This is a genomic window from Allotamlana fucoidanivorans (assembly GCF_006265225.1).
Classification (GTDB): Bacteria; Bacteroidota; Bacteroidia; order Flavobacteriales; family Flavobacteriaceae; genus Allotamlana; species Allotamlana fucoidanivorans.
This window is the reverse complement of record NZ_VDCS01000004.1, coordinates 214,567-232,319: the sequence shown is the minus strand read 5'-3', so window position 1 is coordinate 232,319 and position 17,753 is coordinate 214,567. Positions and strand designations below refer to the sequence as shown.

The 17,753-nt window shown below is 34.0% G+C and carries 16 protein-coding genes; 9 read left to right on the top strand and 7 right to left on the bottom strand.

The genetic code is table 11. The features are described from left to right. The first annotated feature begins 16 nt into the window (after positions 1-16). Complete coding sequence (locus FGF67_RS05410) at positions 17-619, top strand: trimeric intracellular cation channel family protein (RefSeq protein ID WP_139695480.1); 603 nt, start codon at positions 17-19, stop codon at positions 617-619. Here FGF67_RS05410 and FGF67_RS05405 read toward each other — a convergent pair whose 3' ends face one another. Further along, entirely contained in the window at positions 620-1,327 is a 708-nt protein-coding gene (locus tag FGF67_RS05405; protein WP_139695478.1) for a peptidylprolyl isomerase, read from the bottom strand. A gap of 80 nt (positions 1,328-1,407) precedes the next feature. Between FGF67_RS05405 and FGF67_RS05400 the strand changes: the two genes are divergently transcribed. The 4 genes from FGF67_RS05400 to FGF67_RS05385 all read left to right on the top strand — a co-directional run bounded on the left by FGF67_RS05400 (position 1,408) and on the right by FGF67_RS05385 (position 5,779). Beyond that, a complete protein-coding gene (locus FGF67_RS05400) occupies positions 1,408-1,971 on the top strand; it encodes an NUDIX hydrolase (protein ID WP_317128502.1) in 564 nt (187 codons plus the stop codon). A 50-nt stretch (positions 1,972-2,021) separates the two neighbouring features. Beyond that, positions 2,022-2,819 carry a lysophospholipid acyltransferase family protein gene (locus FGF67_RS05395; RefSeq protein ID WP_139695475.1) on the top strand — a complete coding sequence of 266 codons (798 nt, stop codon included), beginning with the start codon at positions 2,022-2,024 and terminating at the stop codon, positions 2,817-2,819. A gap of 82 nt (positions 2,820-2,901) precedes the next feature. After that, positions 2,902-5,196: a type IA DNA topoisomerase gene (locus FGF67_RS05390; RefSeq protein ID WP_139695473.1), complete on the top strand. Its 2,295-nt coding sequence runs from the start codon at positions 2,902-2,904 to the stop codon at positions 5,194-5,196. Further along, positions 5,189-5,779: a pseudouridine synthase gene (locus tag FGF67_RS05385; RefSeq protein WP_139695471.1), complete on the top strand. Its 591-nt coding sequence runs from the start codon at positions 5,189-5,191 to the stop codon at positions 5,777-5,779. The genes FGF67_RS05390 and FGF67_RS05385 overlap by 8 nt, the downstream gene beginning before the upstream one ends. A 99-nt stretch (positions 5,780-5,878) precedes the next feature. Here FGF67_RS05385 and FGF67_RS05380 read toward each other — a convergent pair whose 3' ends face one another. From FGF67_RS05380 to htpG, 4 genes are all read right to left on the bottom strand, one after another. Then, positions 5,879-6,511 (bottom strand): hypothetical protein, encoded by a 633-nt coding sequence (locus FGF67_RS05380; RefSeq protein ID WP_139695469.1) that lies wholly within the window; start codon positions 6,509-6,511, stop codon positions 5,879-5,881. Between the two features lie 4 nt (positions 6,512-6,515). Further along, positions 6,516-7,010: an RNA polymerase sigma factor gene (locus FGF67_RS05375; RefSeq protein WP_139695467.1), complete on the bottom strand. Its 495-nt coding sequence runs from the start codon at positions 7,008-7,010 to the stop codon at positions 6,516-6,518. Positions 7,011-7,295: 285 nt separating this feature from the next. Beyond that, entirely contained in the window at positions 7,296-7,760 is a 465-nt protein-coding gene (locus FGF67_RS05370) for an FKBP-type peptidyl-prolyl cis-trans isomerase (protein WP_139695577.1), read from the bottom strand. A gap of 141 nt (positions 7,761-7,901) precedes the next feature. Then, the gene (gene htpG / locus FGF67_RS05365) at positions 7,902-9,812 is read right to left on the bottom strand and encodes a molecular chaperone HtpG (RefSeq protein WP_139695465.1); all 1,911 of its coding nucleotides are present in this window, start codon (positions 9,810-9,812) and stop codon (positions 7,902-7,904) included. Positions 9,813-9,971: 159 nt separating this feature from the next. Here htpG and FGF67_RS05360 point away from each other — a divergent pair, with 159 nt between their 5' ends. Further along, complete coding sequence (locus FGF67_RS05360; RefSeq protein ID WP_139695463.1) at positions 9,972-10,979, top strand: 3-oxoacyl-ACP synthase III family protein; 1,008 nt, start codon at positions 9,972-9,974, stop codon at positions 10,977-10,979. 470 nt (positions 10,980-11,449) lie between these two features. Here the strand turns inward: FGF67_RS05360 and FGF67_RS05355 are convergent, their stop codons facing one another. Next, a complete protein-coding gene (locus tag FGF67_RS05355) occupies positions 11,450-13,930 on the bottom strand; it encodes an outer membrane beta-barrel family protein (RefSeq protein WP_139695461.1) in 2,481 nt (826 codons plus the stop codon). 100 nt (positions 13,931-14,030) lie between these two features. On the opposite strand from FGF67_RS05355, the gene FGF67_RS05350 reads away from it, so the two are divergent. Further along, the gene (locus FGF67_RS05350) at positions 14,031-14,393 is read left to right on the top strand and encodes a CoA-binding protein (RefSeq protein ID WP_139695459.1); all 363 of its coding nucleotides are present in this window, start codon (positions 14,031-14,033) and stop codon (positions 14,391-14,393) included. On the opposite strand, the gene FGF67_RS05345 is transcribed toward FGF67_RS05350, so the two are convergent. Continuing rightward, a complete protein-coding gene (locus FGF67_RS05345) occupies positions 14,364-15,812 on the bottom strand; it encodes a sodium:solute symporter (protein WP_139695457.1) in 1,449 nt (482 codons plus the stop codon). The two genes, FGF67_RS05350 and FGF67_RS05345, sit on opposite strands and share 30 nt — an antisense overlap. 125 nt (positions 15,813-15,937) lie before the next feature. On the opposite strand from FGF67_RS05345, the gene recR reads away from it, so the two are divergent. Together recR and FGF67_RS05335 are read left to right on the top strand one after the other, a co-directional pair. Then, positions 15,938-16,555, top strand: a complete 618-nt coding sequence (recR, locus tag FGF67_RS05340; protein WP_139695455.1) for a recombination mediator RecR — start codon at positions 15,938-15,940, stop codon at positions 16,553-16,555. Positions 16,556-16,569: 14 nt separating this feature from the next. After that, entirely contained in the window at positions 16,570-17,673 is a 1,104-nt protein-coding gene (locus FGF67_RS05335) for a glycosyltransferase family 2 protein (protein ID WP_139695453.1), read from the top strand. Positions 17,674-17,753: the final 80 nt, after the last annotated feature.

The following is a 17,753-nucleotide window of genomic DNA, read 5'->3' as shown; positions in this document are numbered from 1 at the left end:
TAATATTTAACGCTTTATGTTTTATATAATTGATATTTTAGGGGTTATAGCTTTTGCCATTTCGGGTGTTTTAGTGGCTATTGAAAAGCGTATGGATTTATTTGGAATCCTAATTATTGCGTTTGTAACCTCGGTAGGAGGCGGGACGTTGCGCGATTTGCTTATTGGTGACACCCCCGTGAGTTGGATGCGCGATATGACTTATACCTATGTTATCTTTATATCGGCTGTATTTGCCATTCTTTTTAGAAGTAACATCAATTATTTGAGAACATCCTTGTTTTTGTTTGATACTATTGGTATAGGATTATATACACTAGTAGGTATTGAAAAAGGGATTCATGCCAATTTACACCCTATAATATGTATTGCCTTGGGGACTATTACTGCTAGTTTTGGAGGTGTTATTAGAGATATTTTGTGTAACGAAATCCCCGTTATTTTTAGAAAAGAGATATATGCAACACCATGTATATTAGGGGGTGTTACTTATTTTTTATTGAGAGAATTTCCTATAAAGGAAAATCTGGTTTTTGTAGTAGCAGGTGTTGTTGTAATCGTTACCAGGCTTTTGGCGGTTAAATTCAAGATATCCTTACCGTCTATTTACCCTAAATAATTATTCTATCACTTCTACTTTTCTAATGTAAATGTTTCTTAGAGGCCAATCGGCACTGTCTGTTTCAACTGCTGCAATTTTATCAACCACATCCATTCCTCGTGTTACATGCCCGAAAATGGTATAATCGCCATCAAGAAAATGAGCGCCTCCTTTTTGCTGTACAATGAAAAACTCATAAGGAGAAGCTAGTTTATGAGGATTATCAATTTCACTACTTGGCATTGAAATCACACCTCTGTCATGTGTGAAACCGCGCTTGGTGTCTGGTGGTAAAAGATACTTGCCAATATGCGCCCGTTTTCTAGCTGTTTTTTTGTCGTCACTATTACCCCCTTGAATCATAAAATTATCAATAACCCTATAAAACTGCGTGCCATCAAAATATTTTTGTTTGGCTAACCAAATGAAATTACATCGGTGAAAACGTGTTTCATTATAAAGCAGGATGTCTATTTCTCCAAAATCGGTTGTAATTCGTACTTTATTCTCTTTATGGTGTTTATTATACTCTAAAAAGAAATCCATAGCACTACGAGAGTCTAGTTTAGGAAACTCGCGTTTTGGTGTGGTATTAGAAAGCTCAGGCTCCTCTTCGTTTTTTAGAGGTTTTTCAATAACTTCTTTGTCTGTTGTTTTCTTTTTAGTTTGCTTATCTTCACAATTTAAAAGAAGAAGAAACATACTTAAAAGGAATAGATATCTCATAAATGAATTTTGATTTTTTTTTGCAATCGATTTCAAAAATAAAAAATATCCCGCTTCCAGCCGAAAGCGCGCATTTTAAAATGGTACCTACATTTCGAAAAGCCTTCTTAAGTCAGCAAGAGGAGGCCATTAAAAAAGCAAAGCATGCTGGCGTGTTAGCACTATTTTACCCAAATGAATTACAAGAAACCCAGTTTGTTTTAATTTTAAGAAAAACTTATAAAGGAGTGCATTCTGCTCAAGTAGGCTTTCCAGGAGGCAAGCTAGAAAAGCAGGATAAGTCCCTAATGGAAACGGCACTACGTGAAACCTATGAAGAAGTTGGCGTGCCCACAGATAGTGTTCAAATATTCAAGGCGCTTTCAAAGGTTTATATTCCGCCAAGTAATTTTTATGTATACCCTTTTATTGGAACAAGTATGCATAAACCGCGTTTTGTTAAGCAGGAAGATGAAGTAGAAGATATTATAGAGGTAGACTTAGATGTTTTTTTAGATGAAAAAGCTCTCATAGAAAAAAAAATTAAAACCTCATATAGCGCTGCCACTAATGTACCTGCTTTTCTTCTTAACGGCCATGTGGTTTGGGGAGCAACAGCCATGATGCTTAGTGAGATTAAAGACTTAATAAAAGCGGTGGTTTAGTCTGTAGATTTACTACATTTGCAATACCAACTAAATTTGACGTGTGATTTATGGGATTGTTTAAACGAAATCCATTCGGACATATACTTTTTATTAAAAAATGGTTGATTAGAGTTCTTGGAGCCATGACGCACAGGCGCTTTAGAGGCTTCAATGAGCTTCAAATAGAAGGTTCTGAAATTATCAAAGATCTGCCGGATACTAATGTGTTATTCATATCGAATCATCAAACGTATTTTGCTGATGTAGTAGCCATGTTTCATGTGTTTAATGCCAGTTTAAGTGGTCGGGTAGATTCCATTAAAAATGTGGGTTACTTATGGCATCCAAAACTCAATATTTATTACGTAGCCGCTAAAGAAACTATGAAAGCAGGTTTGTTGCCAAAAATTCTAGCTTATGTGGGGTCTGTAAGCATTGAGCGTACATGGCGATCTGAGGGTAAAGATGTTAATCGTCAGGTAAGAATGAGTGATATTTCTAATATAGGAAAAGCACTAGATGATGGTTGGGTTATTACTTTTCCCCAAGGAACAACAACGCCATTTAAACCTATTAGAAAGGGAACAGCTCATATTATTAAACGTTATAAGCCTGTAGTAGTGCCTATTGTTATAGACGGTTTTAGGAGATCATTTGATAAAAAAGGACTGCGCATTAAGAAAAAAAATATTCTACAATCCATGGAAATTAAAGCCCCATTGGAAATTGATTATGACAATGAATCTACAGAAGATATTGTAAAAAAGATAGAATTTGCCATTGAACAGCACCCTTCCTTCTTAAAAGTTATTCCGCAGAAAGAGCTTGAAGCTCAGGAAGCTCTTAATAAAATGCGTGAATGGTAGTTACGTTAATAACTACTAAGAATTCCTTTTTTTAATATATTCTGAATTTTCTATTTTGCGCTTTCCATTTTAAGACACCCAAATGAAAGTCTGTATTGCAGAGAAACCAAGTGTAGCGCGCGAAATAGCAGCCGTTTTAGGAGCCAATACCAAATGCGATGGCTATTTTGAAGGTAACGGTTATGCGGTTACCTACACTTTTGGGCATTTGTGTACCTTAAAAGAACCTAATGATTATAAACCCTATTGGAAAAGTTGGGATTTAAATAATTTACCCATGCTCCCTGAGAAATTTGAAACCAAGGTGGTAGCTAATTCGGGTATTCAAAAACAATTTAAAATTGTAAAAAGCTTATTTGATAAAGCAGACGTTATTATCAATTGCGGTGATGCTGGACAAGAAGGTGAGCTTATTCAGCGTTGGGTGATGAATGAGGCGCAGTATAAAGGAGAGGTTTTAAGATTATGGATTTCTTCACTCACTACCGAAGCTATTAAAGAAGGTTTTGAGAATTTAAAACCAGCTACAAATTATGATAATTTATATTACGCCGGATTTTCTCGTGCTATAGGCGATTGGTTATTAGGCATGAATGCTACGCGACTTTATACGCTTAAACATGGTGGTTATAAACAAGTTTTGTCGGTTGGTAGGGTGCAAACACCTACGTTAGCTATGGTGGTAAATCGGTTTAAAGAAATAGAAAATTTTAAACCACAGCCCTATTGGGAGCTTCAAACCCTTTATAGAGATGTTTTATTTAGCTATGAAGAAGGGCGTTTCTTTAAAAAAGAAGATGGTGAGGCTTTAGCCACCAAGGTGAAAGAAAGTGATTTTGAAATTGCTTCAATTACTAAGAAAAAAGGGAAGGAGTACGCACCAAAGCTTTTTGATTTAACAGGCTTGCAGGTATATTGTAATACCAAGTTTGGTTTTTCGGCTGAAGATACTTTGAAGATTGTCCAGGCATTATATGAGCGCAAAGTGGTCACTTATCCTAGAGTAGATACCACATTTTTACCTACCGATATTTACCCAAAAGTTTCTGATATTTTACAAAAATTGACCAATTACAGCGCGTTGACGCAGCCTCTTTTGGGTAAAAAAATTAAAAAATCTAGCAGGGTGTTTAATGATAAAAAAGTAACCGATCACCATGCTATAATACCAACGGGGATTCAAACCAATTTACAGTACAATCAGCAACAAGTTTATGATATAATTGTAAAGCGGTTTATTGCTGTTTTTTATGATGATTGTACCGTAGCTAATACTACAGTAATTGGTCATGCTGCGGATGTGAATTTTAAAGCCACAGGAAAGGAGATTTTGGAAAAAGGGTGGCGTATTGTATTTGAAACGTCCGATAGTAAGAAAAAAGAATCAGGTATTTTGCCTGCGTTTAAAAAAGGAGAAAAAGGCCCTCATGAACCCTCGTTTTTAGAGAAAGAAACTAAGCCACCGAACCAGTATACAGAGGCCTCATTGCTTCGGGCAATGGAAACAGCAGGGAAACAGGTTGATGATGAAGAGCTAAGAGATTTAATGAAGGAAAATGGTATTGGCAGGCCGTCTACGCGAGCCAATATTATTGAAACGTTATTTAAGCGTAAGTATATAAAGCGCAACAAGAAACAAGTGTTGCCCACGGTTACAGGAATTCAACTTATTGATACCATACAAAATGAGTTGCTAAAATCGGCCGAACTTACGGGCTTCTGGGAAAAGCAACTGAAGGATATAGAAAAAGGAACTTATAGTGCCAGTGCTTTTATTAGAAACATGAAGCGCATGGTTGATGCTTTGGTTTATGAAGTGCGGAGCGAAACGAAGCGCGCTAATATTTCACATGCCACTACAATTAAAAAACGTCAAGCCAAGGAGGAGGCAAAAAAAAATGCAGGTATCACGGCTGAAACTTGCCCTAAATGTAAAAACGGACAGCTTATAAAAGGTAAGTCGGCCTTTGGTTGTTCAAAATATAAAGAGGGTTGTAATTTCGTTCTTCCGTTTAAATTTCAGGAAAAAAAGATTTCTGACAACCAATTTTTAAGGCTCTTGCAAAAAGGGGAAACCGTTAATTTAAAAGGCTTTAAAACCAAAGCCGGAACGGAGGAAGGAGTGTTAACTTTTGATGAAAATTTTAAATTAAAACTAATCTCAAAAACACCAGTATCAAAGAGTACAAAACCCGAAGAGATGCTTTGCCCTAAGTGTAACACAGGCACCATTTTAAAAGGTAAAACAGCTTATGGGTGCAGTGCTTACAAAACGGGATGTGATTTTAAAATGACTTTTGAGGCTGTGAAGTTAAAATTAGAAGGCCAAACACCAACCAAAGCACTTGTGTATAAAATTTTGAAGTCAAATGTCTGAAAGCATTCATAGGCATTTTTTAATTTTTAAACCGTATGGTTTTTTGAGTCAGTTTAAGAGTAATGATTCTAAACAGCAATCTAAACGATTCTTAGGTCGATTATATGATTTTCCTGAAGAGATAATGGCTATTGGGCGTTTAGATGAAAAGTCGGAAGGCTTATTGTTACTCACAACCGACGGAAAAATGAGTGATTATGTAAATAGTAGTTATGTAGAAAAGGAATATTTTGCTCAGTTGGATGGTGACATAACTGATGAAGCTATTGCGTTGCTACAAACAGGTGTTGCTATAGGCCTACATGGAAAAAAGTACCAAACTAAACCTTGCCAGGTTTATAAGCTAGATCAAGCACCTCAATTGCCTAGTCGCCAAAAAAAAATACGAGATGACAGACACGGACCAACATCATGGGTGTCTGTTACTTTAAAAGAAGGCAAGTTTAGACAAGTTAGAAAAATGACATCGGCTGTTGGTTTTCCTACCTTGAGATTGGTTCGGGTACGGATAGGTGATTTTTATATAAATAACATGTTGCCAGGTGACGTTATTGAATTGCCAGATTGGCGCGTTAGGGATTGAAGCGGTAGCTTTTGGCGAGCTGTGCTTTGAGTCAAAACTTTAGCGTAAAGCCCGACCTTTATCATGAGCACAACTCAGGAAAAAGGAACGCTATAAACATTATAATTCTAGTTTTTGTAATTCATTATAATTTCGGTTAAGGCGCTTTAATAACAAACCGTAAATGAGTTTGTAAAACAACCAGATAATAACCACAAAAACAGCCGTAAAACCAATCATTACAGCATACATGAGTAAGAGTTGCTCATCTGTGGCGTTGGCAAATTTACGAGAGGCCTCTGGGTTGTTTTTTAAGCCAAAATAAATACCAATAACCATAGCAAAAAAGCTAACAACAAGGTTGTAAATAACATAGTATTTTATGATTTTTCTGGTTTTTAAAATACTTTCCATAAGTTTTTTAGCACTATCGGTCACAGAAATGGCTTTATGCGCTTTAAAGAGTAAATAAACAAATAGAAATATAATACCATAGCTTATCATGTTTACTAGGGTAAAAACAGTTTGATTGGTGTAAACCATATCTAACTTGGCACGGTAGCTAGCCGACATAAAATAGGGTGAAACATTAATTAGTGTCCAAAAAACAAGTTCTGCAATACTAATGTAGAACAGTGTTTTTACAATACTGGATGATTTTTTATGTAGCATTGGATAAATATCTTTTGCAGATAGGTTTTTATCCTGAGACGGCTTATTCCAGTCTTTTTTTAATAAATCTAATTCATCCATAATCTTACGGATTTAAAATGGTTTTTAGCTTGGTTTTAATCCGATTCATTTTCACGCGTGCGTTCACCTCACTAATTCCCAACGTTTCACTTATCTCTCTATAGTCTTTGTCTTCTAAATATAAAAATATCAGTGCCTTATCAATATCATTTAATTGGCGTATGGCTTTGTATAATACTTTAAGTTGTTCTTCTTCAGTATTATCATAATCTTCTGATTTTATTTTAAACTCTACACCGCTAAAATCTTGCGTGTTTATGGTACGCTTTGATTTTCTGTATAGAGTAATAGCGGTGTTTAATGCCACTCGATACATCCAAGTGCTAAACTTGGCATCTCCTCTAAATTTTGGATATGCCCGCCATAGTTGAATGGTGATTTCTTGAAATAAATCATTGTGTGCATCATAATTGTTTGTGTACAGACGACATACCTTATGCGCTATATTTTGATGCTTTTCAAGTAATTCAACAAAACTATGTTCTAGTTCTTTATTCAAATGTGATGGTTTAGTTACTCTGTAAGTAGTTTAAATGTTTAGAATGTTACAGCTATTTTGATATTATATGTGATAAAACTATGTAAGTGGTTGTAAATTATATTTTTAATGAAGTTGTTTTTGGTGGTGTTATCATGGTAAAAGTAACAAATATTTGTTGAAACACTTATGCTTTCGTGTTGAAGATAAACTTTAACCTTGTTATTGGATATGTTGGTCATAATCTAGAAAAAACAAAAAGCCACTTCATACAAAAGTGGCTTCTATTAAAAGGGGATACTCATTTTAATTGTTTACTGAAATGAGATTAATATCAAAAATTAAAACAGAACCTCCAGGTATTCCTGAATAATCATAACTTCCGTAAGCGAGGTGTGATGGAATTAATAATTTTCCACTTCCGCCTTCACTAAAATATGTGATGCCTTCGGTCCAGCCAGGAATCACTTGATTCAAATTAAAAGAAATGCCAGCTTCATCACTTTCATCAAACACTTTTCCACTAGTAAAATAACCTTTATAAGCTACAGTAACATTACTACTGTATGAAGGCGTGTCACCGGTTCCTTGTTCTTCTATGATATAGTATAAACCCGTGTCACTTTTTGTGGCCTCTAAATTATTAGCTTCAATATAGGCCTGAATTTCTTCGTCGTTTTTTACTCTGTAGTCTATATACTCATTGTCATTTTTATCTTTTGAGCACGATGCTAAAATAGCGCAGGTAAATAGGAATAAAAATTGTTTCATCATTTAAAATTTAGGCGCTAATATAGCACAGATGTTAAGTATTATTTCCTATAAATATGTTAAATGATGTTCAAAAAAAAACCACTTCTGTTAAGAAGTGGCCTTTATTTATATAGAATGCTGAACACATTAGGGCGTCAACTATTTAATCATGTCATAACTGCGCTTAATAAAGTTGGTTAATTCTTCACCCTTTAATAAACCTTGAGACAGTTTAGCTAAATCTAAACTTTGATTAATTAAACGCTCTTGTTTCTTTTTGGTTTTTGTGTTAATAATTTCACCAACTAATTCAGAGTTTGTATTTACAACAAGGTTGTACATTTCTGGCATATTACCCATACCAAACATGCCGCCACCGCCAGTTTGTTGCATTTCTTTCATTCTGCGCATAAATTCAGGTTGTGTAATGATGAACGGACTTGCGTTGCTATCCATAGCTTCAAGTTGTACCATAAATTTATCAGAAGGAATCACTTCTTTTAACAACTCATCAAGCGCTTTCTTTTGATCTTCATCTAATTTAGAAATTGTGTTTTCGTCTTTCTTGATAAGGTTGTCAATATGATCACCATCAACACGAGCAAATGAAATCTTCTCTTTGGTAGTTTCAAGCTTTTGAATTAAATGTGATACAATAGGAGAATCTAATAGTAACACTTCATAATCTTTGGCTTTAGCAGCTTCAATATAACTATGTTGTGCATCTTTATCAGACGCATAAAGAATCACTAATTTATCATCTTTATCGGTTTGTTTTGCCTTGATTTTGTTATATAACTCGTCATAGGTATAATACTTACCATCAACCGTTGGGTAAAGTGCAAAAGCTTCTGCTTTTTCAAAGAATTTTTCTTCAGAAAGCATACCATACTCAATAACGATTTTGATATCGTTCCATTTAGCTTCAAAATCTTCACGATTGTTGTTGAACAACGATTTTAATTTATCAGCAACTTTTCTGGTTATGTATGATGAAATCTTTTTTACAGCGCCATCAGCTTGCAAGTATGAACGTGATACATTTAACGGAATGTCTGGTGAGTCAATCACACCACGCAACATGGTTAAAAACTCAGGAACAATACCTTCAACATTATCGGTTACAAAAACTTGGTTTTGGTACAGTTGAATTTTGTCCTTTTGTATTTGCATATCATTACTCAACTTAGGGAAATATAAAATTCCTGTCAAGTTGAACGGATAATCAACATTTAAGTGAATGTGGAATAAAGGCTCTTCAAACTGCATGGGGTACAACTCACGGTAAAAGTTGCTGTAATCCTCATCTTTTAAATCGGTAGGTTGTTTTGTCCAAGCCGGATTAGGGTTGTTAATAATATCGTCAACCGTAATTTTTCTATGAGGTTCTTTGGTTTCTTTACCGTCTTTATCTGTTACAGTAGCAGGCTCATGCTCAGGGTCATTGATTTCCTTAGTTCCAAATTTGATTGGAATTGGCATGAATTTATTGTATTTTAATAGCAGTTCACGAATTCTGCCATCTTCTAAGAACTCAGTAGAGTCTTCTGCAATATGAAGAATGATTTCAGTACCTCGTTCTGTTTTGTCGGCAGTTTCTAGTGTGAATTCAGGAGAACCATCACAAGTCCAATGCGCGGCGGGTTCATCTTTGTATGATTTAGAAATGATTTCTACTTTTTCAGCAACCATAAATGCTGAATAAAAACCAAGACCAAAATGACCAATAATTCCTGAATCTTTTGCAGAATCTTTATACTTATCTAAAAATTCTTCAGCTCCAGAAAAAGCAACCTGATTAATGTATTTTTCAACTTCATCAGCGGTCATACCTAAGCCTTGGTCAATAATATGAAGCTTTTTTCCTTCTTTATCAATTTTAACTTCAATTTGAGGGGTTCCGTATTCAACCTTTGCATCACCAATATTAGTAAGGTGCTTTAGTTTTAAAGTAGCATCTGTGGCGTTACTAATAAGCTCACGTAAAAATATTTCGTGATCGCTATACAAGAATTTTTTAATGAGTGGGAAGATGTTTTCAACCGATACATTAATATTTCCTTTTGTCATGATTTATAATGATTTATTTATTGTTTTAATTACTTGTTTAACCAGTCAACAAAAATGCCATTTAAAGAAATATGACAAACTGACACCTGTTTTAGAATTTACATCTATGAAACTGAATAGATTATTTTGTAAATTGGTTATCTTAAAAAGATAATAGCCATGTATAATTCAAAAATAATAGGTTTAGGAAAGTATGTTCCAGATCATGTGGTGACCAATGATGATTTATCTAAAATCATGGATACCAATGATGAATGGATTCAAGAACGAACAGGGATAAAAGAACGACGGTGGATTCCTGAAGGTTCAGAGGATACTTCAGCTGTGATGGGAGCCAAGGCTGCAAGAATAGCTATTGAGCGCTCTGGATTAACAAAAGATGATATAGATTTTATTGTATTTGCTACGCTTAGTCCCGATTATTATTTTCCAGGGTGTGGGGTACAGATTCAAGATATGCTTGATATGCCAACCGTAGGAGCGCTTGATGTGCGTAATCAATGTTCTGGTTTTGTTTATGCCATTTCTGTGGCCGATCAGTTTATCAAAACAGGTATGTATAAAAATGTTTTGGTTATTGGTGCTGAATATCATAGTAATGGCCTTGATAAAACAACCCGAGGAAGAGGAGTAACAGTTATTTTTGGAGATGGTGCAGGGGCTTGTGTGTTATCTAGAGAGGAAGACCAGTCTAAAGGTATTTTGTCTACACACTTACATAGTGAGGGGAAGTATGCCGATAAACTGATAGTAGAATCACCTAGTATTGCACATTGGGTGCCTGAAATATTACAATCAAAAGAAGAGGATATTTCTTATTTTCCTTATATGGATGGCCAATTTGTTTTTAAACATGCTGTAGTACGTTTTAGTGAGGTCATTATGGAAGGGTTAATGCAAAATGGCATGCAAAAAGAAGACATAGATATGTTAATTCCGCATCAAGCCAATTTAAGAATAGCTCAATTCATTCAGAAAAAGTTCGGATTAAATGACAACCAAGTTTTTAATAATATAATGAAGTATGGTAATACTACGGCGGCATCTGTAATTATAGCGTTAACAGAGGCTTGGGAAGAAGGTAAAATAAACGCTGGAGATAATGTGGTTTTGGCAGCTTTTGGCAGTGGCTTTACATGGGCTAGCGCCATTATAAGGTGGGTTTAAATATTTAAAATAAACAAGAGAAAACAAAAAGCCCAAAACTAATTAGTTTTGGGCTTTTCTAGCTATTAATCAACTTCAACTAACACTAATGTGAAGAATCTTGTTATATAAGACGTAATATTGTCTTTTTTATTGCATTGATTATTAAAGTTTTAACTTTTTTTAACATACAAAGAAAAACTCGAAAATAAATTTCGAGTTTTTTATATACTAATCATAAACTACGAATTTTTTGAAATGTGTAGACGACTAACTCTAAATAATTATTTATCCGCTTTGGTTAGATAGTATATAACCTCCTAACGTTAATTGTGACGTTTTATTGTTGATAATCAAAAATTTAACATATAAATGAACGTGTGAGATAAAAAAATCGAACTCCCACGGTAAAATACTATGGGAGTTCTTTTTCAATAGCCTTTTAAATAACACTAACCATCAACTATTATGCACAGGCTATTGCGTTTATATTATAGAAAGCCACCGCTACCTGACTTTTCATTATTATCACGAGATTTTCTTCTTAAAGCCTTATATTTGTTACCTCCAAATCGGTATGAAAGGGCAATATTCCATGTGTTACTTTCCCAATTAAAATCACCTCGTGAAGGGTAAGGCGTTCTGCCTTCAAAGGCAAATTGCATGGTGTTAAAAATATCGTTATAGTTAAAACTGAAAGTAGCTCTGTCATCTTCCATGAAACTATATCTTAGTCCTGTATTTACAAAATACATGGGTTTTCTGGTAAATTGAATACCTTTTTGTTGGCCTCTGTATAACCCAAATAAAGAAAAGCTTAATTTTTTTGAAGCTTTAAAATTATTAAACAATCTTAAGTTCCAAATCACATTATCCACTTCAATTTCTTCTCTTACAATGTCCTCTGGGGTTGCGTTGGGTAAATCGTCTGTATCAAGGTACTCAGTGATGCCTTTTTGAGTTTGTGAGTACAGATCAAAACTACCATTTAGGCTCCACCATTTAGCCACTCTGTAATTAGATGACAGTTCAAAACCGTAAGCCGAAGTGTTTGAGAAATTATCAAAAGATAGAATGACTTTTCCCGAACTAATGTCTGTTCGATCAATATAAACATATCTGCTAATGTTGTCTTCAATAATTCTATAAAATACACCAGCTGTTATGCTTCCCTTTTCAAATTGTCTGGTATAATTGGTTTCAATGGAATTAGTGAACTGGGGTTGTAAATTGGTGTTTCCAAACGAAGAAATAAGTGGTGTGCTCCATTCTCTAATTGGGTTAACTTGTTGTAATCCAGGGCGATCTACACGTCGACTGTAACTTAGTTGATAGGCGTTTTTTTCTGAAGGTGAGTAGGTTAAAAACACCGATGGGTAAATTTGAAAATAATTGTTTTCAAACGGAATGAGTTCAGTTGCATTGTCATCAAAAAGTCTTAACGCTTTGGCATTAACATTTACTTGTTCAGCGCGTATGCCTGCTTGATAACTCCATTTTTCGGTTTTTCTTCCATAGGTGAAATAGATCGAATAAATATCGCGTTTATAATCAAAATCTGTGCTAGGCGTGTTTATAATGTTACCTTCGCCATCAAAAGTTTTACCTGTTGAAAAATAGTCAACGTTTGATTCAAATAACCTCGCCTCTAAACCAGCTTCAATTTTAGCCTTTTCACTAATTGGGTTAACGTAATCTGCATTTATTGTGGTTCTGTTTCTATCAGTGTTAACATGGTCTACGTAATTTTGAGGAAAAATAAAGTTGACAAAATCAAAATTTGCCACTTCTTCTTGCTCGTAGTCGTTGAAGTTAATCTCAATGTCTAACGTTTCATCCTCTTTATCAAAATTGTGTTTATATGCCAAATTATACTGACCCGAGTTGTTTTCTGAAATGTTGTTAAATATTTGTTCTTGAACAGGTTCTCCTGGAAAGGTGATAACGGTATTACCAAACGCTTTTCCTGAAAATATATTTTGGTTGGTGAAAAAAGATATGGTGTTTTTATCATTCATATAAAAATCTACCCCAACTTTATACAGATGGGATTTGTTATTATTTCCGAATGTGAAATCTTGTCTATTAGATTGATCGTCTAAACGATTAATATTTCCAAAATTGTCATATTTACCAATATTATTGCCATAGTTTCCATAAAAATTAAACTTTCCATGTCTATAATTCATATCAATAGAACTATTGAACTTAGCAAAAATCTCTTTGGTCAGGCCTATATTAAGATTGCCGTTGAAACCGACTTGCGTATTTTTATGTAGCTTAATATTAATAATACCACTCATACCTTCAGGATTGTATTTTGCTGAAGGATTGGTAATGAGTTCTATTTGTTTAATTGATGTAGAAGGAATTTGTTTTAATAACTGGGCAATAGGTACGTTGCTTAATTTGCCGTCAACCATAACTCTTACATTTTCGTTTCCTCTAAGACTAATGTTTCCGGTTTGTTGATCAACATTAACAGATGGTAGATTATTCATAATATCACTGGCACTGGCTCCAGCCGTTGTTAAATCTTTGCCTATAGTGATTACCTTTCTGTCTACTTTTTGTTGTATGGTAGATAGTTCAGCTACCACGGTTACCTCATCAAGGTTTTCGGCTTCTTCTTCTAAATAAATTTTGCCCAGATTTACTTTGTAATTACCTTTCTTTATGGTTACTGGTTTGCTGTAAGTTTTGTAACCAATGTATTGAATGCTTACTAAAACATCGCCTTCAATGATATTATCTATATTGAAAGAACCATCGTCAGAGGTAATGCCACCCGTTAAGGTAGCGCCATTGTTGTTTTTTATTATTACGTTTACGTAGGGTAAGGGTTCCTTTAAATTTGCGTCTAAAACAATGCCTGATATCGATCCGTTTTTATCGCCATTTATAATTGGAGGGTTGAGTGCGTGAGTCAAAGTTGTAATGTGTAAAACGCACATGAAAAATAAGTTTTTCATTGAGATAAGTTTGTTGATTGATGATGAATAGTTTAATAGATAGACGTTTGTAGGTAGAGTCTGTTACGGGTTTTGTTTTACTTAACAATAATTTAACATTATGAATAAAAAAACTTTAGTGCTAGGCGCGTCCTTAAAACCTAATAGATACTCAAATTATGCCATTCAAAGATTGGTGGCTAACAATATTGAGGTGGTTGCCATTGGTTTGAAACAAGGAGAGGTTTCTGGTATACAAATTGAAACTACACTTAAATCACATAATAAAATACATACGGTGACCATGTATTTAAACGCAACACGTCAAAAGGCATATTATGACTATATTTTATTATTGAAACCAGAGCGCGTTATTTTTAATCCTGGTACCGAAAACCCAGAACTTTATAAACTGTTACAGCAAAACAATATTTTTTATGAAGAAGCCTGTACTTTAGTTTTGCTTTCTACGAATCAGTATTAATCCAAGAAATGTAAGCAGGCCATTAATGATTAATATTTCAAAGCCTATTTGGTAACCGTTTAAAAGCTCTGCTGAATAGCTGTTGAGTAAATATGAAATTAAAGGCGCAATGAGTGCAACTATCCAAACATAGGTGTCTTTCAGTTTTATTTTAGTGAATATACCAAGGGCAAATAAACCAAGCAATGGGCCGTAGGTGTATCCTGCCGCTTTAAATAATTCCCAAATAACAGAAACATCCTTAAAGATGGCATCAAAAAGAACAATAACTACAACCAAAAGGGCGCTAATGAAAACATGAGTGCGTTTTCTAATACGTTTTTGCGCTTCAATAGGTTTTTTATCTAATTCAATAATATCAATGCAAAAAGATGTAGTTAAACTGGTTAAAGCAGAATCTGCGCTTGAATAGGCTGCGGCAATTAAGCCAAGTAAAAAAAATGCTGAGGTTAAAATTCCTATTTCGGGGAGCATCGCTATAGTAGGGAATAAATCGTCTTTTTTTGCCATAATACCATGCTCATTGGCATATTGGGTTAATAAAAGCCCCAACACTAAAAACAAAATGTTTACAAAAATTAATATGATACTGAAAGAAATCATATTTTTTTGCGCTTCTTTTAAATTTTTGCAGGTTAGATTTTTTTGCATCATATCTTGATCTAATCCAGTCATGGTAATAGTGATGAATATACCTGCTAAAAAGCTTTTTATGAAATACTGAGCGTCATTTACATTATCAAGAAAGAATACCTTGCTCAAGGCACTTTCTTTAACATTTGTGTAAATGGAAGATATGTCGTTAAGGTTAAGGGTCGAAGCCAAAAAAGCAATAGTAATAACTACTGAAACCAGCATAAACAAGGTTTGTAAGGTGTCAGTAAAAATAATAGTTTTAATGCCGCCTTTAAAGGTGTAAAGCCAAATCAGTCCTATGGTAATAATTACGGTTACAGTAAAAGGAATATGATATTGATCAAAAATTAATAATTGTAACACTTTAGCCACTAAAAAAAGTCTAAATGAAGCCCCAACGACTCTAGATATTAAAAAGGCAATGGATCCTGTTTTATAGCTTACTCTGCCGAAGCGATCTCTCAAATAAGTGTAGATTGAAGTGAGGTTGAGTTTATAATAAATAGGAAGTAACACATAAGCTATAACAAGATATCCAAAAAAATAGCCAAACACTACTTGGAGGTAGCCAAACTGTTTTGTTTCAACCGCACCTGGGACCGATATAAAGGTAACGCCAGATAAGGAAGCACCTATCATTCCAAACGCAACCAAATACCAAGGCGCCGATTTATTTGCTTTGAAAAAAGCATCGTTACTGTCTTCTTTTCCAGTGAAATAGGATATTAACATCAAAACGATGAAATAAGAAGCGATAAGAAAAATGATTTGTATTGAGGACATGTATAAAAATTAATGTTTTGAAAAGTACAAATATAAACTTCCAAAAACCAAATGGAATATCACCTATTTTAATGAAGAATCATTAAAATTAGTTAATGTCATTGTGAAATGTTAAATTCGCCGCCATGGAGTTTTCGTCAAAATTATTAGAACGGGCGGTAAATGAAATGTCTCAGTTACCAGGAATAGGAAAGCGGACAGCATTACGTTTGGTTTTGCATATGCTTAAGCAACCTAAAGATCAAACTTTAGGGTTAGCAAATGCTTTACAAAATATGCGCAATGATGTGAAATTTTGCACTTCGTGTCACAACATCAGTGATGTGGCACTTTGTGAAATTTGTTCAAATCCTAATAGGTTGACTGACGTTATTTGTGTAGTAGAAGATATACGAGATGTTATGGCTATTGAGAATACAAGCTCTTTTAAAGGCTTGTATCATGTTCTAGGAGGTAAAATTTCTCCAATGGATGGCGTTGGGCCTCACGACCTAAATATTGAGTCTTTAGTAACAAAAGTGGCCAAAGGCCAAGTGAAAGAACTTATTTTTGCATTAAGTTCTACCATGGAAGGTGACACTACTAATTTTTATATTTACAAACAAATTCAGCAGTTTAATATAACAACGTCAACCATTGCCCGAGGGATATCAGTTGGTGATGAATTGGAGTATGCTGACGAAATTACGTTGGGAAGAAGTATAGTAAACAGAATCCCGTTTGAATCTTCGTTAAAACATTAAAAAGAAGTTTAAGTTTGAAGTTATCTGTAGTTATTTTAAATTACAATGTTCGGTATTTTTTAGAACTCTGCATTAAGAGTGTACAGGCGGCATTAAAGGATATTGATTCTGAAATTATTGTTGTTGATAATAACTCTGAAGATGATAGCTGCAACATGGTAAGAGAACTGTTTTCAGAAGTTATCTTAATCGAGAACAGAGAAAACTACGGCTTTTCAAAAGGGAATAATATTGGTGTTAAAAAAGCTCAAGGAGAGTACGTGTGCATTTTAAATCCTGATACCGTAGTAGGCGAGGATACCTTTGAAGTTTTATTAAAATTTGCAGAGTCAAAAGAGGATTTAGGAATAGTAGGGTGCAGGCTGATTAATGGCAAGGGAGGTTTTTTACCAGAAAGTAAGCGTAATATACCATATGTTCAAGCGGCTTTTAAGAAATTGCTAGGAGATTCAAAAGCGTATTATGCACATAATGTACCAAAGGAATCAATATCAAAAGTAGATATTCTGGTAGGAGCTTTTATGTTACTGAGAAAGAACGTATACAATGAATTAGGAGGTTTTGATGAAGATTATTTTATGTACGGTGAAGATATTGATATCTCTTATAAGTCCTTGCAACAAGGATATCATAATTATTATTATGGCGGTATAACAGTCATTCACTTTAAGGGAGAAAGTACATTACGAGATAAAAACTATGCGAAACGTTTTTATGGCGCTATGCAAATTTTTTATAAAAAACATTTCAGGAAAAACATTTTGTATGATCTTATAGTTTGGTTAGGTGTTCAAATAGTCTATACTTTTAGAACAAAACCAGAGTTGAAGAAAAAAAGAGTACAACAGTATGCTTTTATTTCAAATAAGCAGAATGAGTTATTAAATAAAATCTTGGGAAAAAATATTTTTTTAATGCAGAAGTTAAAATATTTTTCTGTACCTACAGAAGTTATTTTTGATGCTAATTTTATGTCATATAAAGAAATCATTTGTAATATTGAAAAACAAAATAACATAGCTAATACGACTTATAAAATATTGCCAAATAATTCAAAATTTATATTAGGTAGTGATAGTACTATAGATAGAGGAGAAGTTTTTGTTTTTGATGAGTAATTTGAGTATTATCTACTATTCAGCTTTTATTTTTATTATTTTTGCAAAATTAAATTAAAAAACAAGGAATACGTTACTAA